The sequence below is a fragment of the Allobosea sp. GW823-FHT01F03 genome (assembly GCF_058798075.1).
On sequence record NZ_CM179505.1, the window covers coordinates 4,165,660 to 4,188,834 of the forward strand.

The 23,175-nt window shown below is 67.0% G+C and carries 22 protein-coding genes; 7 read left to right on the forward strand and 15 right to left on the reverse strand.

The window, feature by feature from the left end; all coding sequences use genetic code 11:
• Nucleotides 1–21 precede the first annotated feature (21 nt).
• Genes AC3RCC_RS20020 through AC3RCC_RS20045 form a run of 6 tightly spaced genes read right to left on the reverse strand, consistent with a single transcriptional unit; the run spans nucleotide 22 to nucleotide 6,187 of the window.
• Complete coding sequence (locus AC3RCC_RS20020) at nucleotides 22–702, reverse strand: orotate phosphoribosyltransferase (protein ID WP_492256360.1); 681 nt, start codon at nucleotides 700–702, stop codon at nucleotides 22–24.
• Nucleotides 699–1,793 carry a dihydroorotase gene (pyrC, locus tag AC3RCC_RS20025; RefSeq protein WP_492256361.1) on the reverse strand — a complete coding sequence of 365 codons (1,095 nt, stop codon included), beginning with the start codon at nucleotides 1,791–1,793 and terminating at the stop codon, nucleotides 699–701. Before pyrC ends, AC3RCC_RS20020 begins: the two co-directional genes overlap by 4 nt.
• Nucleotides 1,790–3,085 (reverse strand): Zn-dependent hydrolase, encoded by a 1,296-nt coding sequence (locus tag AC3RCC_RS20030; protein WP_492256362.1) that lies wholly within the window; start codon nucleotides 3,083–3,085, stop codon nucleotides 1,790–1,792. The genes pyrC and AC3RCC_RS20030 overlap by 4 nt, the downstream gene beginning before the upstream one ends.
• Nucleotides 3,082–4,044, reverse strand: coding sequence for a dihydroorotate dehydrogenase (locus AC3RCC_RS20035; RefSeq protein ID WP_291634968.1), 963 nt, complete (start codon nucleotides 4,042–4,044; stop codon nucleotides 3,082–3,084). Before AC3RCC_RS20035 ends, AC3RCC_RS20030 begins: the two co-directional genes overlap by 4 nt.
• Nucleotides 4,041–4,919 (reverse strand): dihydroorotate dehydrogenase electron transfer subunit, encoded by an 879-nt coding sequence (locus AC3RCC_RS20040; protein ID WP_492256363.1) that lies wholly within the window; start codon nucleotides 4,917–4,919, stop codon nucleotides 4,041–4,043. The genes AC3RCC_RS20035 and AC3RCC_RS20040 overlap by 4 nt, the downstream gene beginning before the upstream one ends.
• 20 nt (nucleotides 4,920–4,939) lie before the next feature.
• Nucleotides 4,940–6,187, reverse strand: a complete 1,248-nt coding sequence (locus AC3RCC_RS20045) for an MFS transporter (protein ID WP_291634964.1) — start codon at nucleotides 6,185–6,187, stop codon at nucleotides 4,940–4,942.
• A gap of 436 nt (nucleotides 6,188–6,623) precedes the next feature.
• On the opposite strand from AC3RCC_RS20045, the gene AC3RCC_RS20050 reads away from it, so the two are divergent.
• A complete protein-coding gene (locus AC3RCC_RS20050) occupies nucleotides 6,624–7,334 on the forward strand; it encodes an orotate phosphoribosyltransferase (protein WP_291634963.1) in 711 nt (236 codons plus the stop codon).
• 11 nt (nucleotides 7,335–7,345) lie between these two features.
• Nucleotides 7,346–7,987 carry a TIGR00725 family protein gene (locus tag AC3RCC_RS20055; RefSeq protein WP_492256364.1) on the forward strand — a complete coding sequence of 214 codons (642 nt, stop codon included), beginning with the start codon at nucleotides 7,346–7,348 and terminating at the stop codon, nucleotides 7,985–7,987.
• Here the strand turns inward: AC3RCC_RS20055 and AC3RCC_RS20060 are convergent.
• The 7 genes from AC3RCC_RS20060 to AC3RCC_RS20090 all read right to left on the reverse strand — a co-directional run bounded on the left by AC3RCC_RS20060 (nucleotide 7,973) and on the right by AC3RCC_RS20090 (nucleotide 15,550).
• Entirely contained in the window at nucleotides 7,973–8,899 is a 927-nt protein-coding gene (locus tag AC3RCC_RS20060; protein WP_492256365.1) for a helix-turn-helix domain-containing protein, read from the reverse strand. The genes AC3RCC_RS20055 and AC3RCC_RS20060 overlap by 15 nt on opposite strands.
• 132 nt (nucleotides 8,900–9,031) lie before the next feature.
• Nucleotides 9,032–9,790, reverse strand: a complete 759-nt coding sequence (gene cobF / locus AC3RCC_RS20065) for a precorrin-6A synthase (deacetylating) (RefSeq protein WP_492256366.1) — start codon at nucleotides 9,788–9,790, stop codon at nucleotides 9,032–9,034.
• Between the two features lie 92 nt (nucleotides 9,791–9,882).
• Entirely contained in the window at nucleotides 9,883–11,028 is a 1,146-nt protein-coding gene (locus tag AC3RCC_RS20070) for an amidohydrolase (protein ID WP_492256367.1), read from the reverse strand.
• A gap of 433 nt (nucleotides 11,029–11,461) precedes the next feature.
• Nucleotides 11,462–12,292: an ABC transporter permease gene (locus tag AC3RCC_RS20075; protein WP_492256368.1), complete on the reverse strand. Its 831-nt coding sequence runs from the start codon at nucleotides 12,290–12,292 to the stop codon at nucleotides 11,462–11,464.
• Nucleotides 12,293–12,296: 4 nt separating this feature from the next.
• Nucleotides 12,297–13,187 carry an ABC transporter permease gene (locus AC3RCC_RS20080; RefSeq protein ID WP_291634950.1) on the reverse strand — a complete coding sequence of 297 codons (891 nt, stop codon included), beginning with the start codon at nucleotides 13,185–13,187 and terminating at the stop codon, nucleotides 12,297–12,299.
• Nucleotides 13,184–14,257, reverse strand: a complete 1,074-nt coding sequence (locus AC3RCC_RS20085) for an ABC transporter ATP-binding protein (protein ID WP_492256369.1) — start codon at nucleotides 14,255–14,257, stop codon at nucleotides 13,184–13,186. The genes AC3RCC_RS20080 and AC3RCC_RS20085 overlap by 4 nt, the downstream gene beginning before the upstream one ends.
• A gap of 102 nt (nucleotides 14,258–14,359) precedes the next feature.
• On the reverse strand, nucleotides 14,360–15,550 hold the full coding sequence (locus tag AC3RCC_RS20090; protein ID WP_452119539.1) for an extracellular solute-binding protein: 1,191 nt from the start codon (nucleotides 15,548–15,550) through the stop codon (nucleotides 14,360–14,362).
• A 166-nt stretch (nucleotides 15,551–15,716) separates the two neighbouring features.
• Between AC3RCC_RS20090 and AC3RCC_RS20095 the strand changes: the two genes are divergently transcribed.
• Nucleotides 15,717–16,412: a GntR family transcriptional regulator gene (locus tag AC3RCC_RS20095; RefSeq protein ID WP_291634944.1), complete on the forward strand. Its 696-nt coding sequence runs from the start codon at nucleotides 15,717–15,719 to the stop codon at nucleotides 16,410–16,412.
• A gap of 37 nt (nucleotides 16,413–16,449) precedes the next feature.
• Nucleotides 16,450–17,646, forward strand: coding sequence for a mannonate dehydratase (gene uxuA / locus AC3RCC_RS20100; protein WP_492256370.1), 1,197 nt, complete (start codon nucleotides 16,450–16,452; stop codon nucleotides 17,644–17,646).
• A 45-nt stretch (nucleotides 17,647–17,691) separates the two neighbouring features.
• Here the strand turns inward: uxuA and AC3RCC_RS20105 are convergent, their stop codons facing one another.
• Both AC3RCC_RS20105 and AC3RCC_RS20110 read right to left on the reverse strand, forming a co-directional pair.
• Nucleotides 17,692–19,128: a DUF1254 domain-containing protein gene (locus tag AC3RCC_RS20105; RefSeq protein ID WP_492256371.1), complete on the reverse strand. Its 1,437-nt coding sequence runs from the start codon at nucleotides 19,126–19,128 to the stop codon at nucleotides 17,692–17,694.
• Nucleotides 19,129–19,357: 229 nt separating this feature from the next.
• The gene (locus AC3RCC_RS20110) at nucleotides 19,358–20,500 is read right to left on the reverse strand and encodes an alpha-D-ribose 1-methylphosphonate 5-triphosphate diphosphatase (protein ID WP_291634939.1); all 1,143 of its coding nucleotides are present in this window, start codon (nucleotides 20,498–20,500) and stop codon (nucleotides 19,358–19,360) included.
• Between the two features lie 175 nt (nucleotides 20,501–20,675).
• On the opposite strand from AC3RCC_RS20110, the gene AC3RCC_RS20115 reads away from it, so the two are divergent.
• From AC3RCC_RS20115 to phnE, 3 genes are read left to right on the forward strand one after another with little or no spacing between them, the layout of a single operon-like run.
• The gene (locus tag AC3RCC_RS20115; RefSeq protein ID WP_291634938.1) at nucleotides 20,676–21,545 is read left to right on the forward strand and encodes a PhnD/SsuA/transferrin family substrate-binding protein; all 870 of its coding nucleotides are present in this window, start codon (nucleotides 20,676–20,678) and stop codon (nucleotides 21,543–21,545) included.
• On the forward strand, nucleotides 21,545–22,372 hold the full coding sequence (locus AC3RCC_RS20120) for a phosphonate ABC transporter ATP-binding protein (RefSeq protein ID WP_492256372.1): 828 nt from the start codon (nucleotides 21,545–21,547) through the stop codon (nucleotides 22,370–22,372). The genes AC3RCC_RS20115 and AC3RCC_RS20120 overlap by 1 nt, the downstream gene beginning before the upstream one ends.
• The gene (gene phnE, locus AC3RCC_RS20125; protein WP_492256373.1) at nucleotides 22,369–23,175 is read left to right on the forward strand and encodes a phosphonate ABC transporter, permease protein PhnE; all 807 of its coding nucleotides are present in this window, start codon (nucleotides 22,369–22,371) and stop codon (nucleotides 23,173–23,175) included. Before AC3RCC_RS20120 ends, phnE begins: the two co-directional genes overlap by 4 nt.

A 23,175-nucleotide genomic window follows, 5' to 3' on the forward strand; every position in this document is an offset into this window, starting at 1 on the left:
CTTCATCACAGGCCCTGCGTGTCAGACGCGCGGGGAAAGGCTGACGCGGCCGCCATGGCGGGTCGACCAGGCGACGGGATCGGCCAGGAAGCGCTCGATCTCGGCGCGATCCTCGGCAGCGAGTTCCTGGCCTGCATCGGCACGCAGGACATCGGCCCAGGTGGCGAGCGGATGCAGGGAAAGCCCCGCCTCCTGCAGGCGCTCGCCGGCGCCCGGAAAGACGTCGTGGTAGAAAATCGTCAGGACGTGCTCGACGCTGGCACCCGCCGAGCGCAGGCCGCGGGCGAAGCCGAGCTTGCTGCCGCCATCGGTGGTCAGATCGTCGACCAGGAGCACGCGCAGCCCATCGACCGGGCCGCCCTCGACCTGGGCATTGCGGCCGACGCCGAGCGGGCGCTTGCGGACATAGCGCAGCTTCAGCCCGGTGCGGTCGGCGAACCAGGAAGCGAAGGGAATGCCGGCGGTCTCGGCCCCGGCGACGGCATCGAAGCTGCCGGCGGGAAAGACCGCCTCGGCATAGCGGACGGCGAGATCGGTGACGGCGCGGCGCAATTGCGGATCGCCCAGCAGCAGGCGAACGTCGACATAGACCGGGCTCGCCCAGCCGGCCGCGAGCACATAGGGCTGCTGGCGGCTGACATGAATGGCGCCGGCCCGGAACAGCAGCCGGGCGACCGCCTCGCCGATCTCGCCGGCGCTCACGGACGCACCTCGCCGATCGACCAGGGCAGGTTCTCGGCGCCGCGGAAGATCACGACCTCGCTGTCCTCGACCTCGACGGCGGCGAGCGCCCGGCTCGGCTTGCGCTCCAGGGTGATGGTGCCCTCGTTCAGCGGCAGGCCGTAGAAGCGCGCGCCATTCTCGGAAGCGAAGGCCTCGAAGCGGTCGAGCGCGCCCGCCTCGTCGAAGACCTGGACATAGGTCTGCAGCGCGGTGGCGCCGCCGAAGACGCCGGCCGAGCAGCACTCGGCCTGCTTGGCGCCGCGCAGATGCGGGGCGGTGTCGGTACCGATGAAGAAGCAGGCATCGCCGGAGGTGACGGCCTCGCAGAGGGCGAGGCGGTGGCTCTCGCGCTTGGCAACCGGCAGGCAGTAGAGATGCGGGCGCAGGCCGCCCTGGAAGAGCGTGGTGCGGTTGATGACCAGATGGTGCGGGGTGATCGTGCCGGCGGCGCGCCCGGCATGGGCCCGGACGATCGCGACCGTCTCGGCGGTGGTGACATGCTCGATCACGACCTTGAGCCCGGGATGGCGCTTCAGCAGGGGCAGCATCTCCTGCTCCATGAACACCGCCTCGCGGTCGAATATGTCGACCTCGGGGTCCGTCGCCTCGCCATGGACGAGGACGGGCATGCCGATCTTCTCCATGCGCTCCAGCACGGGAGCGAGCTTGGGAATATTCGTGACGCCGTGGTGGGCGTTGGTGGTGGCGCCGGCCGGATAGAGCTTGGCGGCGGCCCAGACACCCTCCCGGAAGCCGCGCTCGATCTCGTCCGGCACGGTGGTGTCGGTGAGGTAGCAGGTCATCAGCGGGATGAAATCGCAGCCTTCCGGACGGGCGGCGAGGATGCGCTCGCGATAGGAGGCCGCCGCGGCGATGGTCGTCACCGGCGGCACGAGGTTCGGCATGATGATGCCGCGGGCGAACTGGGCGGCGGTGAAGGGCAGCACCGCCTTCAGCATGGCGCCATCGCGCAGATGGACGTGCCAGTCATCGGGCCGGCGAATGGTGAGCGAAACCGGCGCCTCCGCATCCGCAGCCGGCGCACCGTCGAAGAGTTGCGAAACGCTCATTGTACCGCCTCCCGGATGGCCGCCCGCATCACCGCAATGCCGGCTAGGAAATCATCGATCGCCATCGCTTCCCTGGGATTATGCGATCCGTGCTCGTTACGCACGAAGATCATCGCACTCGGGATACCGGCATTGGCGAAGACCGCCGCATCATGGCCGGCGCCGCTCGGAATCTCCTCGTCGGGAAGGCCGAGCCCGCGCGCCGCCGCCTTGAGCCGGGCGATCCAGCCAGTATCCATTACCGCCGGGGCCGATTCGAGGCGGCGGTCGAAGCTGAATTCGACCCCCCTCTCCTCGCCGACCAGCCGGCATTCCGAGAGGAACAGGTCGTAGAACGCCTCCAGCGTCTCGCGATTCTGGCTGCGCACCTCAAAGGAGAAGCTGACCTTGCCGGGAATCCGGGCGATGGCGTGCTCCTGCGGGTCGGTGCCGAGCACGCCGGCCGTCACCACCACGTCGCGGCCGCGCTCCAGCAGGGTGCGCCAGTGCCGGTCGAGATGAGTGATCAGCTCGGCCGTCGCGAAGACCGCGTCGCGCCGGAGCCAACGCGGCACCGCGCCGGAATGGCCGGCCTCGCCGATGCATTCGACGCTGCGATGGCGGACATTGCCGCGGATGCCGGTGACGATGCCGACCGGCAGATCGCGCGCGACCAGCACCGGTCCCTGCTCGATATGCAGTTCGATCCAGGCCGCGACGGTCGCGGGATCGAGCAAGGGCTCGCCCTTCTCGACCCGGGCCATGTCGACTCCGATATCGGCCATGCACTGCGCCAGGTTTCGGCCGGTGGCATGGTCGCGCACCGCGAGATCGGCGGCGGTGAGTTTCCCGAACAGCGCGCTCGAACCCATATAGGCCTTGCCGAAACGGGCACTTTCCTCGCCGCGCAGCGCATAGACCTTGATGGTCCGGCGCGGCACGAAGCCCTCTTCCCTGAAGCGGGCGATGATGGCGAGCCCGGCAATGACACCGGCCGCACCGTCGAAATTGCCGCCCTGCGGCACCGAATCGAGATGCGAGCCGCAGGCCAGGAAGGGCAGCTCCGGCTCGGCGCCTTCCAGCGTCATCACCAGATTGGCGCCGGCGTCGCGCTCGGTCGCGAGACCGAGCTCACGCGCCTTGGCCTCGACGAGATCGAGCGCCAGGGATTCGCGCTCGCTATAGGCTTCGCGGGTGATGCCGACACCGTCGCCCGTCGCCTCGCGCAAACAGTCGAACAGGGCCTCGGACAGGACGCGGTCGCCCTCGTCACCACTGAAGACGTTGCTCAGATTGGCAGGGTGCGCGGTCACGATACGGGATCCAGCCAGGCGAGGTCCGGCTCGTCGGCTTCCTCGATGACGACGCCGCGGATCAGATCGGTGATGCGCGGGATCTCGCGATGCAGGCAGAAGCTCCTGAGACCGTCGATGATCGTGGTCATCGCCGCCGGCTGCAGGAAGGTCGCAGTACCGACCTGCACGGCGCTGGCGCCGGCGAGCATGTATTCGATCGCGTCCTCGGCGGTGGAGATGCCGCCGCAGCCGATCACCGGGATCTTCACCGCCTTGGCGCATTGGAAGACCTGGCGCAGCACGATCGGCTTGATCGCCGGGCCGGAGAGCCCGCCCATGATGTTGCCGAGGCAGGGCTTGAAGGTCTTGAGGTCGATCGCCATCGACAGAATCGTGTTGGCGACCACCACCGCATCGGCGCCGGCGGCTTCCGCGGCACGCGCCACCTCCGGCACGTCGCCGGTATTGGGCGTCAGCTTGACCCAGAGCGGCAGGTTCGTCGCCTCGCGCAATTGCCGCGTCACCTTCTCGGTGGATTCGGCGCGCATCGCGAAGGCCTTGCCGTCCTCCTCGATGTTCGGACAGGAGATATTGGCCTCGATCGCGGCGATGCCGGGGATCGAGAGCTCGGCGGCGAGGCTGGCGAAGCCCTCGGCGGTCGGCGCCGAAATGCTCACCACCAGCGGCGTGTCATAGGCCGCATAATGCGGCATCGTCTGCTCGACGAAATAGCGCACGCCCTTGGAGGGGATGCCGATCGCATTGATCAGGCTGCCCGGCCGCTCGACGACGCGCGGCAGCGGGTTTCCGGCGCGCAGCTCGCGGGTGATCGTCTTGGTGACGAAGGCGCCGAGCCGGTTGAAGTCCATCACCTTCTCCAGCCCTTCGGCGAAGGTGCCGGAGGCCGGCATGACCGGATTGCGCAGGGTCAGACCGCCAATGGCGACCGAGAGATCGACCTCCGACGTCAGGCTCATGGCAGCGCCTCCATCAGGTCGAAGACCGGGCCGTCCCAGCAGACGCGCCGGTTGACGATCTCGCCATTGACGTTGAAGTCGCGCACGCAGCAGTAGCAGAGCCCGATTCCGCAGGCCATCTGCTGCTCCATCGCGACCTGGCCGGGCAGGCCGAATTCCTGCGCCAACCGCTGCTGCACGCGCATCAGCCGGCTCGAGCCGCAGGTGAAGAAGGCATCGCAGGCCCCGTCGGCGATCAGCCTGCGCAGGATGCGCTCGACATTGGCCGGACCGCTGGTCGATTCGGAATCGGTGACGGCGATGACGTCGGCACCATGGCTGTGGAAGAGATCGACCGAGACGAGCAGGTCCGGCCGGCGGGCGCTGAACACCGCGGTGACGCGTGTGCCGTTGGCCTTGGCCGCCTTCGCCAGCGGAGCGAGCGTCGCAAGGCCGGCGCCACGGCCGACCGCGACGATGCTGCGCCAGGAGGGATCGAGCGTAAAACCAGTACCGAGCGGCCCCATGATGTCGAGCCGGTCGCCGACCCGCAGCGTGTCGAGGCCGCGGGTGCCGGCGCCCGTCACCTTGTAGAGGAACTCGACCTGGCGCTTCTTCGGATCCGCCCCGTAGAGGCTCATCGGGCGGCGCAGGAAGGGCTGCTCGCCGACCGGCTGGGGGCAGAGCAGCTGGAAGAACTGCCCCGGCTCGGCCGCAGCGGCCTCGGCGCTGCAGCCGACGACGAGGTGGCGGTATTCGCCGTTGACCGCCTCATGCGAGACGACCTCGGCGAGTTCCGCGACGACGCTGGCCTTCCAGGAGGCGCAGGAAGCCGCGGCTCCCGCGCCGCCTGTCGTGGCGGCGAGCGAGCCCTGGTGAAGCGGTTGCATCGACATGGCTCGCTCCTTTCAGCGGCTCAGGAGAGCTCGGCGCCGCGGCGCTCGGGGATCAGCAGCCACATGGCCAGGATGTCGAGCACGTAGAGCGTCGCCAAAAGGCCGATCGCGAGCTCGAAGCTGTAGGTGGCGGCGATCGCGCCAACCACGACCGGTCCGAAGCCGCCGACGCCGCGCCCGATATTGAACAGCACGTTCTGGGCGGTGGCGCGGGCCGTGGTCGGGAAGAGCTCGCTGATCAGCGCGCCATAGCCGCCGAGCATGCCGTTGACGAAGAAGCCCATCACCGCGCCGCCGATCAGGAGATGGATCGGGTCGGTCAGTCGCGAATAGACCACGACCATCACGGCGGCGCCGAGCATGTAACCGAAAAAGGCCGGGCGCCTGCCGATCCGGTCGGCGATATGGCCGAAGGCGAAGATGCCGAGCGCCATGCCGGCGATGGTGACCGAGGTCCAGACGGCCGACTGGGTCAGGGCGAAGCCGAAGCGGGTCGCCAGATAGTTCGGCAACCAGATCATCACGCCGTAATAGCCGAAGTTCTGGACCGAGCAGAGGATGACCATGCCGAGGCTGAGCTTGGTGGTGTCCCAATCCTTGACCAGGGCACGCAGCGCGGATTCCTTCGGCTTGTCCTTGGTGCGGGCGACGAAGACGTCCGGCTCATGCAGCGAATGGCGGATGAAATAGGCGGCGATCGCCGGCAGCACGCCGATGGCGAACATGCCGCGCCAGCCGATCGTCGGCAGCAGCAGCGGGGTCGCGATCGCCGCGGCGAGCACGCCGACCTGCCAGCCGAGGCCGACATAGGAGGAGGCGCGGGCGCGCTTCGAAGCCGGCCAGGCCTCGGCGACGAGCGCCATGCCGATGCCGAACTCGCCGCCAAGGCCGAGGCCGGCGATGGTGCGGTAGATCAGGAGATCCCAATAGCCCTGCGCGAGGGCGCACATGCCGGTGAAGACGGCGAAGAGGACGATGGTCCAGGTCAGCACGCGCACGCGGCCGAGCCGGTCCGAGAGCATACCGAAGCCGATACCGCCGATCACGGCGCCGACCAGCGTCGCGGTGACGAGCGAGGCGCCCTGCGCCTGGGTCAGATTGAGATCGGCCGAGATCGCCCGCAGCATGAAGCCGAGGATCAGGAGATCGAAGCCGTCCATGGCATAGCCGATGGCCGAGCCCCAGAGAGCCTTCCTGGCCTTGCTGTCGACCTCTGTCGGTGCGGAATGGGCGATTGAGCCGGCGGTTGCGGCCTGGTTGTCACTCACGGCGGAGTCCCCTGTCTGGCTTCTGATGACGTGCACAGGAACGCAAATGCATCAGGGCACGCCCCGTGCGTGCCGCTGCCTGCCGTCCCTAGGAGTTTGGGCGTGCACCCATCTTCTCCGGACGCTTCTGCGTCACTTGACGGCCGACCGCTAGGGCCTGCCGCGAGAAGCTCACCGCTGCGCGAGACATAGCCCCTCCGCGCTGCACGGCGGCATGATTGTCACGGCACTATCTCATTTGCAATCCTAAATCTCAATTTTGCGACACTTTCGGAAAGCGGCGGGGTTTCCACAAGCATCGCCGTGTCGGAGCGCGATTCAGGGATTGACCTCGACCGTCATCGCGCTGAGAAGGGGCCGTTTGCGAGCCCGACATTGCCCCGCCCGAACGCCTCAGCCGGCGAACGATGGCGCTCAGCCCCTGGAGAAGAAGACCATGCCCAATCTCTACATGCCGGTCGACAGGGACACGATCGCCCTCGAGGCGGCCAAGATGCTGCTCGAAATCAAGGCCGTCCATTTCTACAAGGACAAGCCCTTCATCTTCACCTCGGGCTGGGCAAGCCCGGTCTATATCGACTGTCGCAAGATCATTTCCTTCCCGCGGCTGCGCTCCTCTCTAATCGACTTCGCCGCGACCACGATCGTGCGCGACATCGGCTATGAGTCGATCGACATCGTCGCCGGCGGCGAGACGGCCGGCATCCCCTTCGCCGCCTGGATCTCCGACCGGCTGGCGCTGCCGATGCAGTATGTGCGCAAGAAGCCCAAGGGCTTCGGCCGCAATGCGCAGATCGAAGGCGAGGTGGTCGAGGGCGCACGCACGCTGCTGGTCGAGGACCTCGCCACCGATGGCGGCAGCAAGGTGAATTTCTGCAAGGCGCTGCGCGACGCTGGCGCCAAGGTCGATCATTGCTTCGTGCTGTTCTACTACGACATCTTCCCGCAGGGCCGCGAGATGATGAAGGAGATCGGCGTCGGCCTGCACTATCTCACCACCTGGTGGGACGTGCTCAAGGTCGCCAAGGCGAGCGGCCATTTCGAGCCAAAGGTGCTCGACGAGGTCGAGAGCTTCCTCAACGAGCCGGCCAAGTGGTCGGCTGCGCATGGCGGAATCTCGGACTTCAACCAGGCCAAGCAGGGCTGAGCCACCACGCCATGCGCCTCATCCTCGATCGGGCGCATGGCCGCCTCGGCGACGACCGTGGCGGCAACTTCGATGCCGCCACGCGGCAATGGCAGCCGGACGGTGCGACTGCTGACGGCGAGCCAGTCTCGCCGACGCAGGCCCTGCACTGGCTCCAGCATGGCAGCGGCCGGCCCTTGCGCACGCCGGTCGCGGTGATCGGCACGCGGACACCCACGCAGGCACAGGAGCAGGCGGCCGAACAGACCGGCCTCCTGCTCGCCCGGCACGGCCTGACGGTGCTATGCGGTGGGCGCGCCGGCGTGATGGAAGCCGTCTGCCGCGGCGTCGCCGAAGGTGGCGGCCTCTCGATCGGGCTGCTGCCCGACACCGAGCCGGAAGCCGCCAATCCCTATGTCACCGTGCCGCTCGCAACCGGAATCGGTGTCGCGCGCAACGCCCTGATCGCGCGCGCCGCGCACAGCCTGATCGCGATCGGTGGCGGCTATGGCACGCTGTCCGAGATCGCCTTCGCGCTGCAGTTCGGACGCCCGGTCTTCCTGCTGGAGGGCGCACCGGCGGTAGACGGCGCGATCCGCTGCGCAAACCCGTATGAAGCCCTCGAACAGGTCGCCCGCGCGGCGCTGCGCCTGCCGGAATCAGAGGCTGGCTGAGGAAAGGTCCGGCACGCGCTCGACTGTCGCGCCGGAGCGCGCCAGCACGGCGCGCAGCACGGCCCCGGCCTCGCTGCCCTTCAGCGCCCGGCGCCAGAGATCCTCGGCCAGCGCCTCATAGAGCCTGACCGGCTGCTCATCCGCCGTGAGCATGGCGATGCCGGAGCGGATATTCGGCAATTCACCGCCGAGCCGGAACGGGCTCAGGCCGAGCAGCGTCTTCTCGGCGGTCCGGAACAGCTGGAAAGTCATGTTCGGCAGGGTTTCCTCGATCAGCCCGATCTGGATGCCCATCGGCTCGCTCTCGATCAGCGCCAGGAGATGCTCGACCTCGGCCCGCGCCGCGAGACGCCGCCGGGCGAGCTCATCCTCGGGAAGGTTGAAGCGGCCGACGATGCCGAGCTTCAGCCAACGCTCGATCTCCAGCACGTTGACGAAATTGACGACGCTGAGCCGGCGACGCTCGCGCGCCTTGCGGCGCTCGTCGAGGATGGCGATGACCGCGTCGATCTCACCCTCGGCCTTGTCGCGGTCCTCGACATGGGGCGGCAGGGCCTCGACCAGCGTCCGCCGGAGATAGGAAGCGTAGTCGCCGGAGGTCAGCAGATAGGAGAGCGGCGGGAAATGGGCGACGACCTGGTCTGCCTCTTCCTCGATCTGCCGCATGCGCTCGAAATAGGCGACAGGGCTGGCATAATATTCGACCCCTGCCCCGAGCAGCGACGCCACCGTGGTCTCGAGGACCGTCGCCAGCCGCTCGAGCGTCTCGATCTTGACGACGCCGCCGGCCTCGATGCGGTAGACTGCGGCGCGCGAAATGCCGAGCCGCTCGGCGACTTCCTCGGCCAGAAGCCCGCGCCCGAGCCGGTAGGCCTTCAGCCGGTGGCCGATCTCGTCGAAGCGGATAGCCATCGGGTCGGCCCTGTCGTCGCGTAGAATCTCAGATTTTAGACAAACTAGCCCAGTTCGCTGCGGATGCGAAGCGGCGCGACGGATGCAGCCAGCCGTTTCCCGCCGGGCCGGCATTGGCTCCGGCTCTCGGCATCAGCCCTTCCGGCGAAGCAGATAGGTGTCCATGATCCAGCCATGGCTGGCGCGAGCCTCGGCGCGGCGCTCCGCGATCTCCCCTGCGACCTCGGCGAGCGGGCCGGAAGCGAGGATTTCCTCCTCCGCGCCGAGATAAGCTCCCCAGTAGATGTCCAGCCCCTCCGGCGGGATCTTCGCGAAGGCCTGCTCGCCATCGAGCATGACGACGACGCTGCCCTGATCCCCCGGCATGCCGCTCTCGGCGAGCTTCCGGCCGGTGGTGATCAACACCGGCTCGCCGATCCGGTTCAATACCAGCCGATGCGCAGCCGCCAGCGCCTGGACGCTGCTGATTCCGGGGATCACGTCGTAGTCGAGAGCAAAGCCGCGGGCGCGCACCGCCTCGATGATCCGCAGCGTGCTGTCATAGAGTGCCGGATCGCCCCAGACGAGCAGGCCGCCGACCTCGCCTTCGCCGAGCTCCTCGCTGAAGAGCCGCTCATAGGATTCGGCCAGCGCCGCATGCCAGTCATCGACGCTGCCGCGATAGTCGGAGCCCGCGGCAGCACGCTGCGGCACGCGCAGCGGCACCATGCGGTAATCCTGCTTCTCTATATAGCGCCGGCAGATCTCCTCGCGCAGCTCGCGCAAAGCCGCCTTCTCCTCGCCCTTGTCGGGCACGAAGAAGACATCGACCTCGTTCAGCGCCCTGACCGCCTGGAGCGTCAGATGCTCCGGGTTGCCGGCGCCGATGCCGATGATCCTGATCCTACGCATGGGGTCCCTCGTGGCGGCGGTACCGGTGCGCATACACGATCCAGCCTGGGCTCGTCATGCTCGGGCGCAGCCCCGAGCATGACGATCTCCAACTAACCCAGAAGATTCCGGATCGTGCGCATGAAGACGCGGGCGCCCGGCGCGATCAGCGCGTCGGGAAAGTCGTAATCGGGATTGTGCAGGGGCGGCGTATCCTCGCCGGAGCCGAGCAGGAACATCGCCGATTTCGAGGAGCGGCCGAACAGGCCGAAATCCTCGGAGCCGCGCTGCGGCAGCGTCTCGCCATGGGCGATGCCCTCATCGTCAAGCGCGCGGCGCAGATGCGCCACCGCCTCGGGATGGTTCTCGCAGTGATGGAAGACGTCGAAGTAGTTCATGGAGACCGAGAGCCCGCCGGCGACGGCGGCCTCGCGCGCCAATGCTTCCGCTTCGGCGCAGAGCGCGCCCATCAGCGCATCGTTCAGGGTCCGCAGCGTCGCCCAGATCTCGGCGCGGCCGGGCGTGATTCCAAAGGCCTGCTCACCCATGCTGGCATGGGTGACGGTGACGAGCCGGTAATTGGCATCGAGCGCCCCGCCCGGACCAAGGGCCGTCAGTTCCGGCAGCAAACGGGCGAGCGCCTTCATCGGCGAGATCGCATGTTCCGGCGTCGCCGCATGCGAGGTGCGGCCGTTCAGCACGATCTTGAGGCCGCGCGAGGCGCAGTTCGCAGCCCCCTCGGACAGACGGATGGCGCCGAGCGGCATACCCGGCTTGTTGTGCAGCGAGAACGAAAAGTCCGGCACGATCTCCTTGAACTTCGGATCGGCGATGACCGCCGCGGCGCCCGCGCCGGTTTCCTCGGCCGGCTGGAACATCAGGATCGCCCTGCCCCGCTGTGGCCTCTGGCGCCCGAGCCCGCGCGAGAGCGCGGCAAGGATGGTCATATGGCCGTCATGGCCACAGAGATGGCCCTTGCCCGGCACCTGCGATGAGTGCGGCACGCCGGAGAGTTCCTCGATCGGGAGCGCATCGAGCTCGGCCCGGACCAGCACAGTCGGCCCCGGCTCGCTGCCCTCATAGATCGCGGCGACGCCATGGCCGCCGATCCCGGTCACCACCCGGTCGGGCGCGCTCGGAGCCAGGAAGCCGATGATCGTCCGCGCCGTTTCGCGCTCCTCGCCCGACACCTCCGGCTTGCGGTGCAGCGCATGCCTGAGCTCGATCAGCTCGACCATGTCGGAATTGGTGAGAAACATGCTGGCACTTCCTCGGCTGATTTTGTCCGAGCTTCACCACTGCGCGCCACACCGCAAGCCCCGGCAGCCGGTTTTGTCGGTCGGCGGCCATGCATGGCGATCAGAGCCAATCATTATTGCCTCGGCCCTCATCCTGAGGGGCCATTCCTTAGGGAATGGCGTCTCGAAGGATGCTCCAGGAGGTTCCGGAGGCATCTGGAACATCCTTCGAGGCGCGCCTGCGGCGCTCCTCAGGATGAGGGCTGAACATCGGGCCAGCCGATCACACCATCAACCAGCCGAACATCTGCTCGATACGGAAGCAGGCCGTCCCGGGCGAGCGAGCGAAGACCCGGGACCCATGCCGGAACGGTTCAGGCATGGATCCCGGATCGGCGCCGCTGACGCGGCTTGTCCGGGACGACCCGCCTTGGAAACGGGCCAGAGAACGCCGTCACCGCTTCGCCCTGGCCACGATCTGCGTCGGATTGACGAAGCGCAGCGCGATGACGAGCCAGATCAGCGTCGTCGCCATGTAGATCACCGCCATGGCGTCGATCGACTGCACGGCGCGCACGCCGGCGGCGAAGACCGCGTAATAGAGCGCCACCACCAGCGTCTGGCTGGTCGGGCCGGCCGTGAGGAAGGTCAGCTCGAACATCGCGATGGTCCTGACCAGCACGAGCAGGAGCGCGGCGAGGATGCCGGGCATCAAGAGCGGCAGCAGGACATCGATGAAGAGCTTGAAGGTGTTGGCGCCGAAGACCCGCGCCGCCGCCTCGATCTTGGTGTCGATCTGCTCGATGAACGGGATCATCACCAGGATGACGAAGGGCACGGTCGGCACGAGATTGGCCAGCACGACACCCGACATCGAGCCGGCGAGCCCGGTCCGGTAGAGCACCGTCGCCAGCGGGATGCCGAAGGTGATGGGCGGCACCAGGAGCGGCAGCAGGAAGAGCAGCATGACCAGCTTCTTGCCGGGGAAATCGCGCCGCGCCAGCGCATAGGCGGCCGGCACGCCGATCAGCCCGGAGAGGAAGACGACGAGGAAGACGATCTGGAAGGTGACCGTCAGCACGTCGCCGAGCTGGAATTCCGCCCAGGCGGCGCCGTACCAGCGCGTGGTCCAGCCATCGGGCAGCCAGGAGCGCAGCCAGCGCGTCGAGAACGAGCTGGTGAGCACCGTCGCGATCATCGCGAACAGGTTGACGATGAAGAAGCCGATCAGCGTCCAGTTGGCCGCGGCCCAGAGCTTGGTCGAGAGACGTGTATCCTTGACCATCGGATCAGCCCTTTCCGCCGCCGGCCGGACCGCGATAGAGCATCCCGCGCAAACCCAGAACCGCGACGACGATGGCGAGCTGGACGAGCCCCATGATCATCGCGACAGCCGAAGCCATGGAGTAGTCGTATTCCTCGAAGGCCGCCTGATAGGCCGCAATCGAGATCACGCGGGTCGGCCCCGCCGGCGCTCCGAGCAGAACCGCCGAGGGAAAGACCGAAAAGGCCTGCACGAAGCTGAGGCAGAAGGTGATCGCGAGCCCGGGCAGCAGCAGCGGAAAGAGGATGTGCTTGAAGCGCTGCCAGGGACCGGCGCCGAGCGTCGCGCCCGCCTGTTCCAGCGCCGGGTCGACGCCGGTGAGATAGGACAGGGTCAGGAGGAAGGTGAAGGGGAAGCCGGTGATCACCAGCGAGAGCATCACGCCCCAGTAATTGTGCAGCAGCTTCACCGGCGAGGAAATCAGGCCGATCGTCATCAGCGTACGGTTGAACCAGCCCTGCGGGCCGAGATAGTTCAGCAGCCCCTGGGCGACCAGCACGGTGCCGAGCGTGATCGGGATCACCAGGATGGTGGTGAGCAGGCGCTGGTTCTTCATCAGCCGGACGCGGAAGGCGATCGGGATGGCGAGCAGCAGCGTCACGATCGTCACCGGCAAGGCGAGCCAGAGCGTGGTCGCGATCGTCCCGTAGAGGAAGGAATCGGAGAAGAAGCGCTGATAGTTCGCCAGCGCCCCGCCGGCCTTGGGCGTGAAGGAGAGGAACAGCCCGTAGAAGAACGGATAGACGAAAAGCGCCAGCAGGAAGATCACCGCCGGCAGGACGAGCAGGGTCAGCCCGTCGAGGCCGCGCGCGGCAAGGCGCTGCGAGAACGGGATATCGGGAGAGGCCGGGCTCATGCGGCGCCCCCGAAAACCAGCACCCGCTCCTTGTCGGCGGCGAGACGGATGTCCGTGCCCGGCGCGATGCGCCGATCGGCCAGGAAGGTCAGCGGCGTATCGTCGGCCATGCGGGCGAAGCCGACGAATTCGCGGCCATGGAACTCGGTCGAGACGACCTTCGCCTCGAGCCCCTCCCCGCCCTCCGGCACAGGATGCAGATCCTCGGGACGGATCGAGAGATGGGCGCTCTCGCCGGCCGCCGCCTTGGTGCGAACACGGCCGGTGACGCCGACATTGCCGATCGTCACGGTCGCGAGATCGCCGGCGACGCTCGCCACCTTGCCGGAGACCTTGTTGCGGAAGCCCATGAACTCGGCGACATCGAGATGGTCGGGCCGCGAGAACAGGTCCTCGGGCCCGCCGACCTGGCGGATTTCGCCATCGCGCATCACGACGATCCGGTCGGCGAGCGAGAGCGCCTCCTCCTGGTCGTGCGTGACATAGATGGTGGTGGCGCCGAGCGTGTTGTGAATGCGCCGAATCTCGGCGCGCATTTCCAGGCGCAATTTGGCGTCGAGATTGGAGAGCGGCTCGTCCATCAGCACGAGCGGCGGCTGCACGGCGATGGCACGAGCGATGGCGACGCGCTGCTGCTGACCGCCGGAAAGCTGGCCGGGGAGCTTGTCCTCCTGGCCCTGAAGCCGAACCAGCGCCACCGCCTCGGCGACGCGGCTCTCGCTCTCGGCCTTAGGCATGCCGCGCATCTTCAGGCCGAAGCCGATATTCTTGCGCACGCTCATATGCGGGAAGAGCGCGTAGCTCTGGAAGACCATGCCGAAGCCGCGTTCTTCGGGGCGCAACGGATCGATGCGCTTCTCGTCGAGCCAGATGCCGCCCCCGGTCGCCGGCAGGAGGCCCGCGATCAGATTCAGCGTCGTCGACTTGCCGCAGCCGGAAGGGCCGAGCAGCGCGATGAATTCGCCCTGCCGGATGGTCAGCGAGACGTCCTTGACGGCGTTGTGGCTGCCGAAATCGCGGCAGAGCCGGTCGAGCCTGAGTTCGCGGAAGTTCGCAGCATGTATCGTCATGTGGACCATCTGGTTCGGACGGACGGCGGGCGTCCGGAGACAGGCGACAGCAAGGCGACAGGCCGGTCAAGGACCGGCCTGTCGGGTAGCGGAGGGGGCAGGTTACTTGCGCTTGGCGCCGCCGACCTGCTCGTCCCACATGCGGAAGGCGACGACCATCTTGTCGGGATCGAGCGGGGTTTCCATCGGATTCTCGGCGATCAGCTTCTCGTATTCCGGGCGACCATATTCCTGGATCGCCTTCTGGCTCGATTCCGGCGCCATCGACAGCGGCACGTCCTTCACCGCCGGACCCGGATAGAAATAGCCCTCGTCATAGGTGTAGGCCTGCTGCTGCGGCGTCAGCATGTGGCGGATCAGGTCGAGCAGCACGGCGAGCTTCTCGTCGGAGACGCCCTTGGGGATCATCATGTACTGGGCGTCGGTGACCCAGTGGAAGCCCTTCAGCGTCTGAATCTTGGCTTCCTTCGGCACGACGCCGAGGACGCGCGGATTGATGTCCCAGCCGGTTGTCGAGACGATGATGTCGCGGGTGCCGTCGCCGAGCTCCTTCATCGTCGCACCGGTGCCGCCCGGATAGTACTCGATGTTCTCGCCCAACGCCTTGAGATAGGCCCAGGTCTTGTCCCAGCCCTTGGCCGGGTCCTTGGGGTCGCTGTCGCCGAGGATGTAGGGCAGGCCCATGATGAAGGTGCGACCGGGCCCGGAGTTGGCCGGGCGGGCATAGAGGAAGCGGTTCTTGTTCTGCTTGGTCCAGTCGAGCAACTCCTGCGCGGTGGTCGGCGGAGTCTTGACCTTGTCGGGCATGTATTCGAGCAGCGGGCCGGACGGATAATAGACCATCGCCATCCCCTGCCCCGCCCCGAGATTGTGCATGGCGAGCGCTGGCTTGAGGAAGATCTCCTCGGGCTTCGGCAGCTCGGCCGCGAAGCGCGGCAGCAATTCGACCCAGAGCTTCTGGTCGATGCCGGCGGAGAGCACGTCGAGACCACCGATGACGAAGTCGATATCGACGCGGCCGGCCGCCTGCTGTGCCTTCAGCTTGGCCGGCAATTCGGGCGCCGGCGCTTTGGTGAAGGTCATGCGCGAAACGAGCTTGGGGTTCGCCTTGGCGTAGTTCTCCAGCGGCTGCTGCACCAAAGCGAGCGCACCGCCAACATCGATGATGCTGATCCCGAGCGGCGATGACGGCAGCTTGAGCTGCTGGGCGAAAGCGGCCGGCGCGTGCGCCAGCCCGGCCACACCGGCGACGCCGCCAAGGAACGTACGCCTGTTGATGCTGTCCTGGACCATGTTTCCCTCCTCGCGGCGGCTTTGCCGCTTCTTTGCTTGCGCCGAAACCGGCGCCGGCCATCTTGTGCCGGCCCCTGTCCGGCCCTTATCGCACGCAAGGCATTCGGAGTTGACGCCTCCCTGCCTCGACCAGTATCCTAGTATACTAGTGAACAAGAGCTTGGCAATGGGCATCGCAGCAGCACGGCAGACCACGGAGCAGATCCATCGCGCCTTGCGGAGCGACATACTGAACGCGGTGCTGCGCCCGGGGGAAGCGATTTCCGAAGCACGCATGGCGCTGCAGTTCGGCGTCAGCCGCACGCCCGTGCGCGAATCCTTCAAGCGGCTGGTCGAGGAGGGTTTCCTGCTGGTCGTCCCGCAGGTCGGCACCTTCGTCGCACCCATCGACCTTGCCGCCGTCTATGACAGCCAGTTCGTGCGCGAGACGCTGGAGTGCCGCACTGTCGCCCTCGCCGCTCAGCGCATCGACGCGGAGGGCAAGACCAGCCTCGCGCAATTGATCCGCCAGCAGGAACAGGCACTCGCGGCCGGAGACCGCGCCGGCTTCTTCCGCAGCGACGAGGCCTTCCATGCCGAGCTTTCGCGCCTTTCCGGCCATCCTTCGGTCTGGGGGCTGATCGAGGGCGTCAAGGCGCAGCTCGACCGGGTGCGCTGCCTGTCGCTGGAGACGAGCGGCTGGTCCGACATGATCCTCTCCGAGCATCGGCAGATCGCCGCCGCGGTCAGCGCCGGCGACGAGGCGGCGGCCGAGACGACCATGCGGGCGCATCTGCGCACCGTGTTCGACGCGATCGAGACCATCGCGCGCAACCAGGTCGACGCCTTCGCCGCCACCGGCGGCCTGAACAAGCCCGCCTGAGACGGCAACGACAGAGCCCGCAAGAGGACACCCGACAATGGAACAGAGCTGGCGCTGGTTCGGCCCGGACGATGTGGTGACTCTTGCTCAGGCGCGGCAGGCGGGCGCGCGCGGCATCGTCAACGCCCTGCACCAGATCCCCTATGGCGTGGTCTGGAGCGTCGAGGAGATCGAGAAGCGCAAGGCGATCATCGAGGCCGACAAGAGCCTCGGCCTGCGCTGGTCGGTGGTCGAGAGCCTGCCGATCCATGAAAGCGTCAAGATCGGCGAAGGCGATCTCGAGCCGGTCCTCGCCAATTACCGCCAGTCGATGCGCAACCTCGCCGCCTGCGGGCTCGAGGTGATCTGCTACAATTTCATGCCGGTGCTCGACTGGACCCGCACCGAACTCGCCGAGCCCCTGCCCGGAGGCGGCACGGCCCTGCGCTTCAACCTGCACGAATATGTCGTCGTCGACCATTTCATGCTGCAGCGTCCGGGCGCCGATCAGGGCCACCCGGCCGCGGTGATGGACAAGGCAAAAGCCTGGTTCGAGCGCTCCTCCGAGGCTGATCGCGCCCGCCTCCTCGCCAACATCATGGCGGGCCTGCCCGGCGCCTATGACCGCTATGACGTGCCGGGGCTGAAGCGCATGCTGGAGCGCTATCGTGGCATGAGCCATGAGCGCCTGCGTGCCAATCTCAAGCGCTTCCTCGAGGCGGTGATCCCGACGGCGGAAGAGGTCGGCATCCGCATGTGCATCCATCCGGACGACCCGCCACGGCCGCTTTTCGGCCTGCCGCGGATCTGCTCGGACGAGGAGGACATCGCCTTCATCCTCGGCGCGGTCGACAGCCCGTCGAACGGGCTCACCCTGTGCTCCGGCTCGCTCGGCGCCAATCCGAAGAACGACGTGCCGGCCATCGCCAGGCGCTTCGCCGACCGGGTCTGGTTCGCGCATCTGCGCAATGTCGCCAAGGACCCCGACGGCTCCTTCATGGAGGCCGAACATCTCGGCGGCGACACCGACATGGTGGCGCTGGTCGACGCGCTGATGAGCGAGCAGACCCGCCGCAAGGCCGCGGGCTGGAAACACTGGCGCATCCCGATGCGGCCCGACCATGGCCATGAACTGCTGGACGACGCCGGCAAGGGCTCGTTCCCGGGCTATCCCGCGGTCGGGCGGCTGCGCGGCCTTGCGGAGTTGCGCGGGGTGATGACGGCACTCGCCAGCGTCAAGGGCTACGCCGCCTGAGGTTGAGCGGCTGCCGGCGCGGGACCGCGCCGGCAGGGTCGCGGCTTACTGCCCAACGACCTGCGGCAGCGTCTGCATGCGCGTGACCGGCGGCGGATTCCATTTACCGGTGAGCGCTTCCGATTTCGGCCCGTAGAGCCTCATCGTCAGGTTGAAGCCGTCCTTCGGCGCCGGAAGCCAGTTGGCTTCCTTGTCCTTGCCGGGGCTCTCATTCTGGAAATAGAGATCGAGCGAGCCGTCGGCATTGTATTTGAACGGCATCCAGCTGCTCACCGCGAAGCGGTTCAAGACGTTGCCGACCTGGAAGCCCTGCGGATCATAGAGCGTGATCGACCAGAAGGCGTTGACCGGCGGGGCAGCCCCCTTCTCGAAGTGCAGCATGTATTTGTTGGCGCCGTCCAGCGGCCGCCCGGCCTCGTCGGCAAGGTTGAGCGGGTAGATCGCATCCTCGGGCAAGTTCGCACCGAGTCCCTGCTGCGCGACGATGGCGCGCTTGAGATAGTAGTTGCCGTAGACGCCCATCGTGTCGGTGTTCATCGACCAGTTGTTCGTGACGCGGGCGAGCGTCGGCAGTTTCCAGAGCATCAGCCTCTGCCCGGCCTCCGGCGCACCTTCGAGGCCTTTTTTCACCGCGGCCGGCAATGCCGCGAAATCGAAGCTCTGGCCCGGCACGATGCCGATGCGCTTCATCTGCGCGACGATCGGCTGGTCGGTGAGATGTGGCGGATGGAGCTTCAGCAGTTCGGCGGCATAGGCGAAATACTTGTCGGCCGGCATGCTGTCGGCCTGGGTCTTGGGCGGCGTCGTCATGTCGATGCCCGGGTCGATCTTCGCCTCGACCGGCTTCGGCGCCTTGCCCCAATCCGACAGGGCCGTAACCTTGTAGCCGGCCTGGATCTTGTGGACAGCGTCATAGTCGGAGGGGCCGTCGGTCTTGGTCCGCCCGATCACCCAGGTATAGGGCGTCGGCGCGCTGATCCGCGACATCTCGGCCGGCACCGTTCCGGTCCAGCCGGGCGGTGTGACGAGGAAATTGCCGGCCTGCGTGCCTGTCGTGCGCCATCCCGGCGACGCGAACACATCCGACCACATGTCCAGCATCGGCAGGAGATAGAAGCGCCCGCCAGTGTCCGGCGCGGAAACGACCTGCGGCTCCTTGGTGAGATCGAGCCAGGCGACGGAATAGAGCGTATCGAAGTTGACCCGCACCACCAGTTTCATGTCCGCCGACGGAAACGACGGAATATTGACGAACATGTTCATCGGGCCTTTGCCGAACTCCTTCCCGGCCTCGATATTCGTGGATTGTTTTCGCGTGATGTCCATCGTGACCAGTGGATAGAAGTAGATATAGGCATCGACACCGATGGCATGAGCCTCGGCCTCGGTCAGCGCAGGCTGAGCGCTTTGAGCTGAGACGCCCTGGACCAACGCGGGGGCGAGGAAAAGGCCTAGAAAAACTGCAACGATGCTCCTGCTCATATCGCAACTCCCCAATTGCCGGATCGAAATTCCATGTGACTGACAAAAAGGAGGCCAATACTTCAATCAATACCAATGACCTCGCGTCAGGCGAAAACATTAACATGGAACAGTATTTCGACAATCGCGCCTTGCAGGCGGATACAACGGCAACTCCCCTGCGAAAGCACGAATTCGTTACTGCCGAGGCGAGCGGTGCAGGCAGGAGCCTGCACCTTCGACCTCGCGCTCAGGCGAGGATGCGCTGATCCACCAGATGCACCACCCGCCCGCCGGCAATGGTCGCGACGATGCGCGGCTGCGGCTCGGCTGCGACCAGCACGAGATCGGCGCGCTTGCCGGGTGCGATGACGCCGCGATCGAAAAGGCCCAGCGCCTCGGCCGGCCCCTGCGAGACCAGTTTCCAGGCCGCCTCGAAGCTCGCCGCCCCGCGCTCGGCGAGAATGAAGGGCGCGAGCGGCAGCGCCGGATAATAATAGTCGGAGGCGAGGATGGTGCAGAGCCCCTGACGCACCATCTCCTCGGCGGCCGGGCAGCCGGTATGCGAGCCGCCGCGCACGACATTGGGCGCGCCGAAGACGATCGGCTCGCCATGGGCTGCGGCCTCGCGCGTCGTCTCCTCGTCGATCGGGAACTCGGCCACGCTGACGCCGAGGTCGCGGTACCAGCGCCGCATCTGCGGGGTCATATCGTCATGCGAGAGGGCCGGCACCCCGGCCGCCCGTGCGGCGGCGGCGAGCCGCGCGATCGAAGCAGGGACCTCGTCGCGGCGGCTATGGACGTTCTCGACCAGCAGCATGAAGTCCTCATGTGAGAGGCCGGTGCGCTCGACCATCTTGCCGACCTTGTCCGGCCGGCTGCGCGATTTCAGCGTGCCCTCCATATGGTCGTTGAAGGCGAGCAGGCCGACGCGGCCGGCGGCCAGCCAGGCGAGGATCTCCGGCTCGGCGTCGAGATTATAGGTCTCGTGGCGGAGGTGAAAACGCGTATCGGCGCCGAGCTCGGGTCCGAGCCGCTCGATCGCCTCGATCAGGCGCCTTGCATTCTCGGCTCCGCGCAGGCCCGGCTCCCAGGACCAGGTGACGCCATGAAAGGCGGTGGTGATGCCGCTGGCGAGCAGAGCCCGGTCGGCATCACGCAAGGCGAGATCGATGTCGAAGGAAACGCCGGGGCGCGGCATGATATGGCGCTCGAAGGCATCGCCATGGCAGTCGACCAGACCGGGCAGGACGAGCAGGCCTGAGGCGTCGAGGCGCAGGGCATTGTCCGGCAGCGCCGTGTCGGACGGGGCGATCACGCCATCGCGCACCCGCAGATCGGCGATTTCGAGGCCGCCGGCCAGCACCCGGCCACCAGAGATCAACAGCGCCACCGCATCCACTCCTTGTCGCTGGCACCGGATCATCCGCGCCACTTCGGGCGAAGGCGCATGCGACCGGCAGATGACAGCCGCATGACGAGACCGGTCACTCAACCGTCGTGCGCCTGTCACCGCAACGTCGCACGGGCACTTTAGCGCCGCCTCCGAACCCCGCAGGAGGACGTCCATGCTGAAAAAGCTGGCATATGCATTCATCGCGGCTGCCGCCGCCTTCGTAACCCCGGCCGCCCAGGCGCAGGAGACGATCCGCTTCGCCGTGACCGATGTCGACGGGCTGGAATCGCTGCAGCGCGAATTCGGCCCGTTCAAGGCCGCCTTCGAGAAGCTCTCCGGGCTGAAGATGCAGTTCTTCGCGGTCTCCGGCCGCACCGCGGCGGTCGAGGCCATGGCCGCCGACCAGATCGATTTCGTGCTGACCGGCCCGGCCGAATATGTGGTCTTCAAGGCGCGCACCGGCGCGGTGCCGGTCGTCGGCTGGCAGCGGCCCGACTATTTCTCGCAGGTCGCCGTGCTCGCGAGCGGCCCGATCAAGTCGGTCGCCGATCTCAAGGGCAAGACCATCTCCTTCGGCGAGATCGGCTCGACCTCGCAACATCTCGGCCCGGCCCAGGCGCTCGCCGATTTCGGGCTCAAGTACAATGTCGACTACAAGCCGATCTTCGTGAAGCGCAATGTCGCCGCCGAAGCGGTGAAGCGCGGCGATATCGCAGCGATCGGCCTCAATCTCGGCCATCTCAACAGCATCCGCAAATCCGATCCGAAGACCGGCTTCACGGTGGTGGCACGCGGCCGCGATCTGCCCAATGACGTGATGATCGCCAGCCCGAAGGTGAAGCCGGAGGTGCTCGCCAAGGTCCGCAAGACCTTCCTCGACAATGGCCAGGAGCTGATGAAGGCCGTCGTCTCCGACACCGACGACAACAAGAAGTTCGCCGGCGGCGTCTTCCTGCCCGAGGTCAAGGACAGCGACTACGACTATGTCCGCTCGATCTACCAGACCATCGGCATCACCGAGTTCAACAAGTTCATCGAGTGATGACAGCGCATCTGCAGACGGAACAGACCACGGGCGCGCAAGCGCCCGTGGTCGCCATTTCCGGCCTCGCCAAGAGCTTCGGCACGCGCCGGATCATCGAGCGGCTGGACCTCACCATTCCCCAAGGTGAATCGCTGGCGCTGATCGGCGCCAACGGCACCGGCAAGTCGACGCTGCTGCGCATGATCGTGCGCCTCGCCGAGGCGGATGCCGGCACGATCTCGGTCTTGGGTGACGAGGTCGGAAGCCTGCGCGGAGCCGCGCTGAAGCGCTTCAGGGCACGGGTCGGCGTCGTCTTCCAGAAGCACAATCTGGTCTCGCGGCTGAGCGCGCTGAGCAATGTCGTGCATGGCGTCCAGTCGCGCCGCTCCGGCCCGCGCACCTGGGCGCAGGCGCTGGCCCCGGCCGAAATCCGGGACGAGGCGATGGAATGCCTTGCCGCCGTCGGGCTCGCGGACAAGGCGATGCAGCGGGCGGATTCGCTTTCCGGCGGCCAGTCGCAGCGCGTCGCGATCGCCCGCATGCTGATGCAGCGGCCGCAGATCGTGCTCGCCGACGAGCCCGATGCCAGCCTCGACCCGCGCGCCGGGCGCGAGGTGATGGAACTGCTGTTCCGGCTGACGCGCGACAAGGGGCTCACCCTCGTCTTCGTCTCGCACCACATGGCGCATGCAAGGCGCTTCTCCGACCGCATCGTCGGCCTCGGCAATGGCGGCATCGCGCTCGACCGGCGCGCCCTGCACTGCAACGAAGCCGAGCTCGCCGCCTTCTTCGAGGAGCCGGCCGAGGACGTTCCCGCCGCACAGCCGGCCCTGGTGTTCGCATGAGCCTGCAATCCACCCCACACAACCTCCATGCCGGCGACCGTTTCGCGCGGCCGAGCACCGCCGCCTTCATGGGCTGGTTCCTGGCGCTGGCGCTGCTGGTCTGGTCGTTCAGCGGCTCCGAGCTCTCGGCCGAGAAGCTCGTGCGCGGCCTGCCCTATATGGGCAACATTCTCTCGCGGATGTTCCCGCCAGACCTCGCCAGGCTCGACAGCATCCTCGCCTCGCTGGCGACGACCTTCCAGATGGCAGTCTCGGGCTGCGTGCTCGGGCTGATCCTGAGCTTTCCGCTCGCCGTGCTCGCGGCGGAAGGCCTCTCGCCGCATCCCATCATCCGCGCGCTGACCCGCGGGCTGATCGCACTGTTCCGCACCGTCCCGGACCTGATCTGGGCACTGTTCTTCGTGATCGCGGTGGGTCTCGGCCCCGCTGCCGGCGTGCTGGCACTGATGATCGACACGATCGGCTATGCCGGGCGCTTCTTCGCCGAGGCGATGGAGGAGACCGACAAGGGCCCGCGCGAGGCGCTCTCCACCATCGGCGCGAGCCGGACCGGGCTGATCTTCTCGGCGGTGGTGCCGAATGCGATGCCGTCCTTCATCGCGACCTCGCTGTTCTGCGTCGAGAAGGCGACCCGCGCCTCGGTCGTGCTCGGGCTGGTCGGCGCCGGCGGCATCGGCGTCGAGCTCAAGGTTGCCTTCGATCTGTTCGACTACGATACGGCGCTGACGATCATCCTGGCGATCTTCGCGCTGGTCGTCGCGGTCGAGCAGATCGGCGGCTATCTGCGGCGCCGGATCATCTGA

What these genes read in the sequence shown, in the direction of transcription:
- pyrC (WP_492256361.1), bottom strand. Translation starts at nt 1,793, where the DNA reads ATGAGCGTTTCGCAACTCTTCGACGGTGCGCCGGCTGCGGATGCGGAG.
- AC3RCC_RS20035 (WP_291634968.1), bottom strand. Translation starts at nt 4,044, where the DNA reads ATGAGCCTGACGTCGGAGGTCGATCTCTCGGTCGCCATTGGCGGTCTG.
- AC3RCC_RS20040 (WP_492256363.1), bottom strand. Translation starts at nt 4,919, where the DNA reads ATGTCGATGCAACCGCTTCACCAGGGCTCGCTCGCCGCCACGACAGGC.
- AC3RCC_RS20050 (WP_291634963.1), top strand. Translation starts at nt 6,624, where the DNA reads ATGCCCAATCTCTACATGCCGGTCGACAGGGACACGATCGCCCTCGAG.
- AC3RCC_RS20055 (WP_492256364.1), top strand. Translation starts at nt 7,346, where the DNA reads ATGCGCCTCATCCTCGATCGGGCGCATGGCCGCCTCGGCGACGACCGT.
- AC3RCC_RS20060 (WP_492256365.1), bottom strand. Translation starts at nt 8,899, where the DNA reads ATGGCTATCCGCTTCGACGAGATCGGCCACCGGCTGAAGGCCTACCGG.
- cobF (WP_492256366.1), bottom strand. Translation starts at nt 9,790, where the DNA reads ATGCGTAGGATCAGGATCATCGGCATCGGCGCCGGCAACCCGGAGCAT.
- AC3RCC_RS20070 (WP_492256367.1), bottom strand. Translation starts at nt 11,028, where the DNA reads ATGTTTCTCACCAATTCCGACATGGTCGAGCTGATCGAGCTCAGGCAT.
- AC3RCC_RS20075 (WP_492256368.1), bottom strand. Translation starts at nt 12,292, where the DNA reads ATGGTCAAGGATACACGTCTCTCGACCAAGCTCTGGGCCGCGGCCAAC.
- AC3RCC_RS20080 (WP_291634950.1), bottom strand. Translation starts at nt 13,187, where the DNA reads ATGAGCCCGGCCTCTCCCGATATCCCGTTCTCGCAGCGCCTTGCCGCG.
- AC3RCC_RS20085 (WP_492256369.1), bottom strand. Translation starts at nt 14,257, where the DNA reads ATGACGATACATGCTGCGAACTTCCGCGAACTCAGGCTCGACCGGCTC.
- AC3RCC_RS20090 (WP_452119539.1), bottom strand. Translation starts at nt 15,550, where the DNA reads ATGGTCCAGGACAGCATCAACAGGCGTACGTTCCTTGGCGGCGTCGCC.
- AC3RCC_RS20095 (WP_291634944.1), top strand. Translation starts at nt 15,717, where the DNA reads ATGGGCATCGCAGCAGCACGGCAGACCACGGAGCAGATCCATCGCGCC.
- uxuA (WP_492256370.1), top strand. Translation starts at nt 16,450, where the DNA reads ATGGAACAGAGCTGGCGCTGGTTCGGCCCGGACGATGTGGTGACTCTT.
- AC3RCC_RS20105 (WP_492256371.1), bottom strand. Translation starts at nt 19,128, where the DNA reads ATGAGCAGGAGCATCGTTGCAGTTTTTCTAGGCCTTTTCCTCGCCCCC.
- AC3RCC_RS20115 (WP_291634938.1), top strand. Translation starts at nt 20,676, where the DNA reads ATGCTGAAAAAGCTGGCATATGCATTCATCGCGGCTGCCGCCGCCTTC.
- AC3RCC_RS20120 (WP_492256372.1), top strand. Translation starts at nt 21,545, where the DNA reads ATGACAGCGCATCTGCAGACGGAACAGACCACGGGCGCGCAAGCGCCC.
- phnE (WP_492256373.1), top strand. Translation starts at nt 22,369, where the DNA reads ATGAGCCTGCAATCCACCCCACACAACCTCCATGCCGGCGACCGTTTC.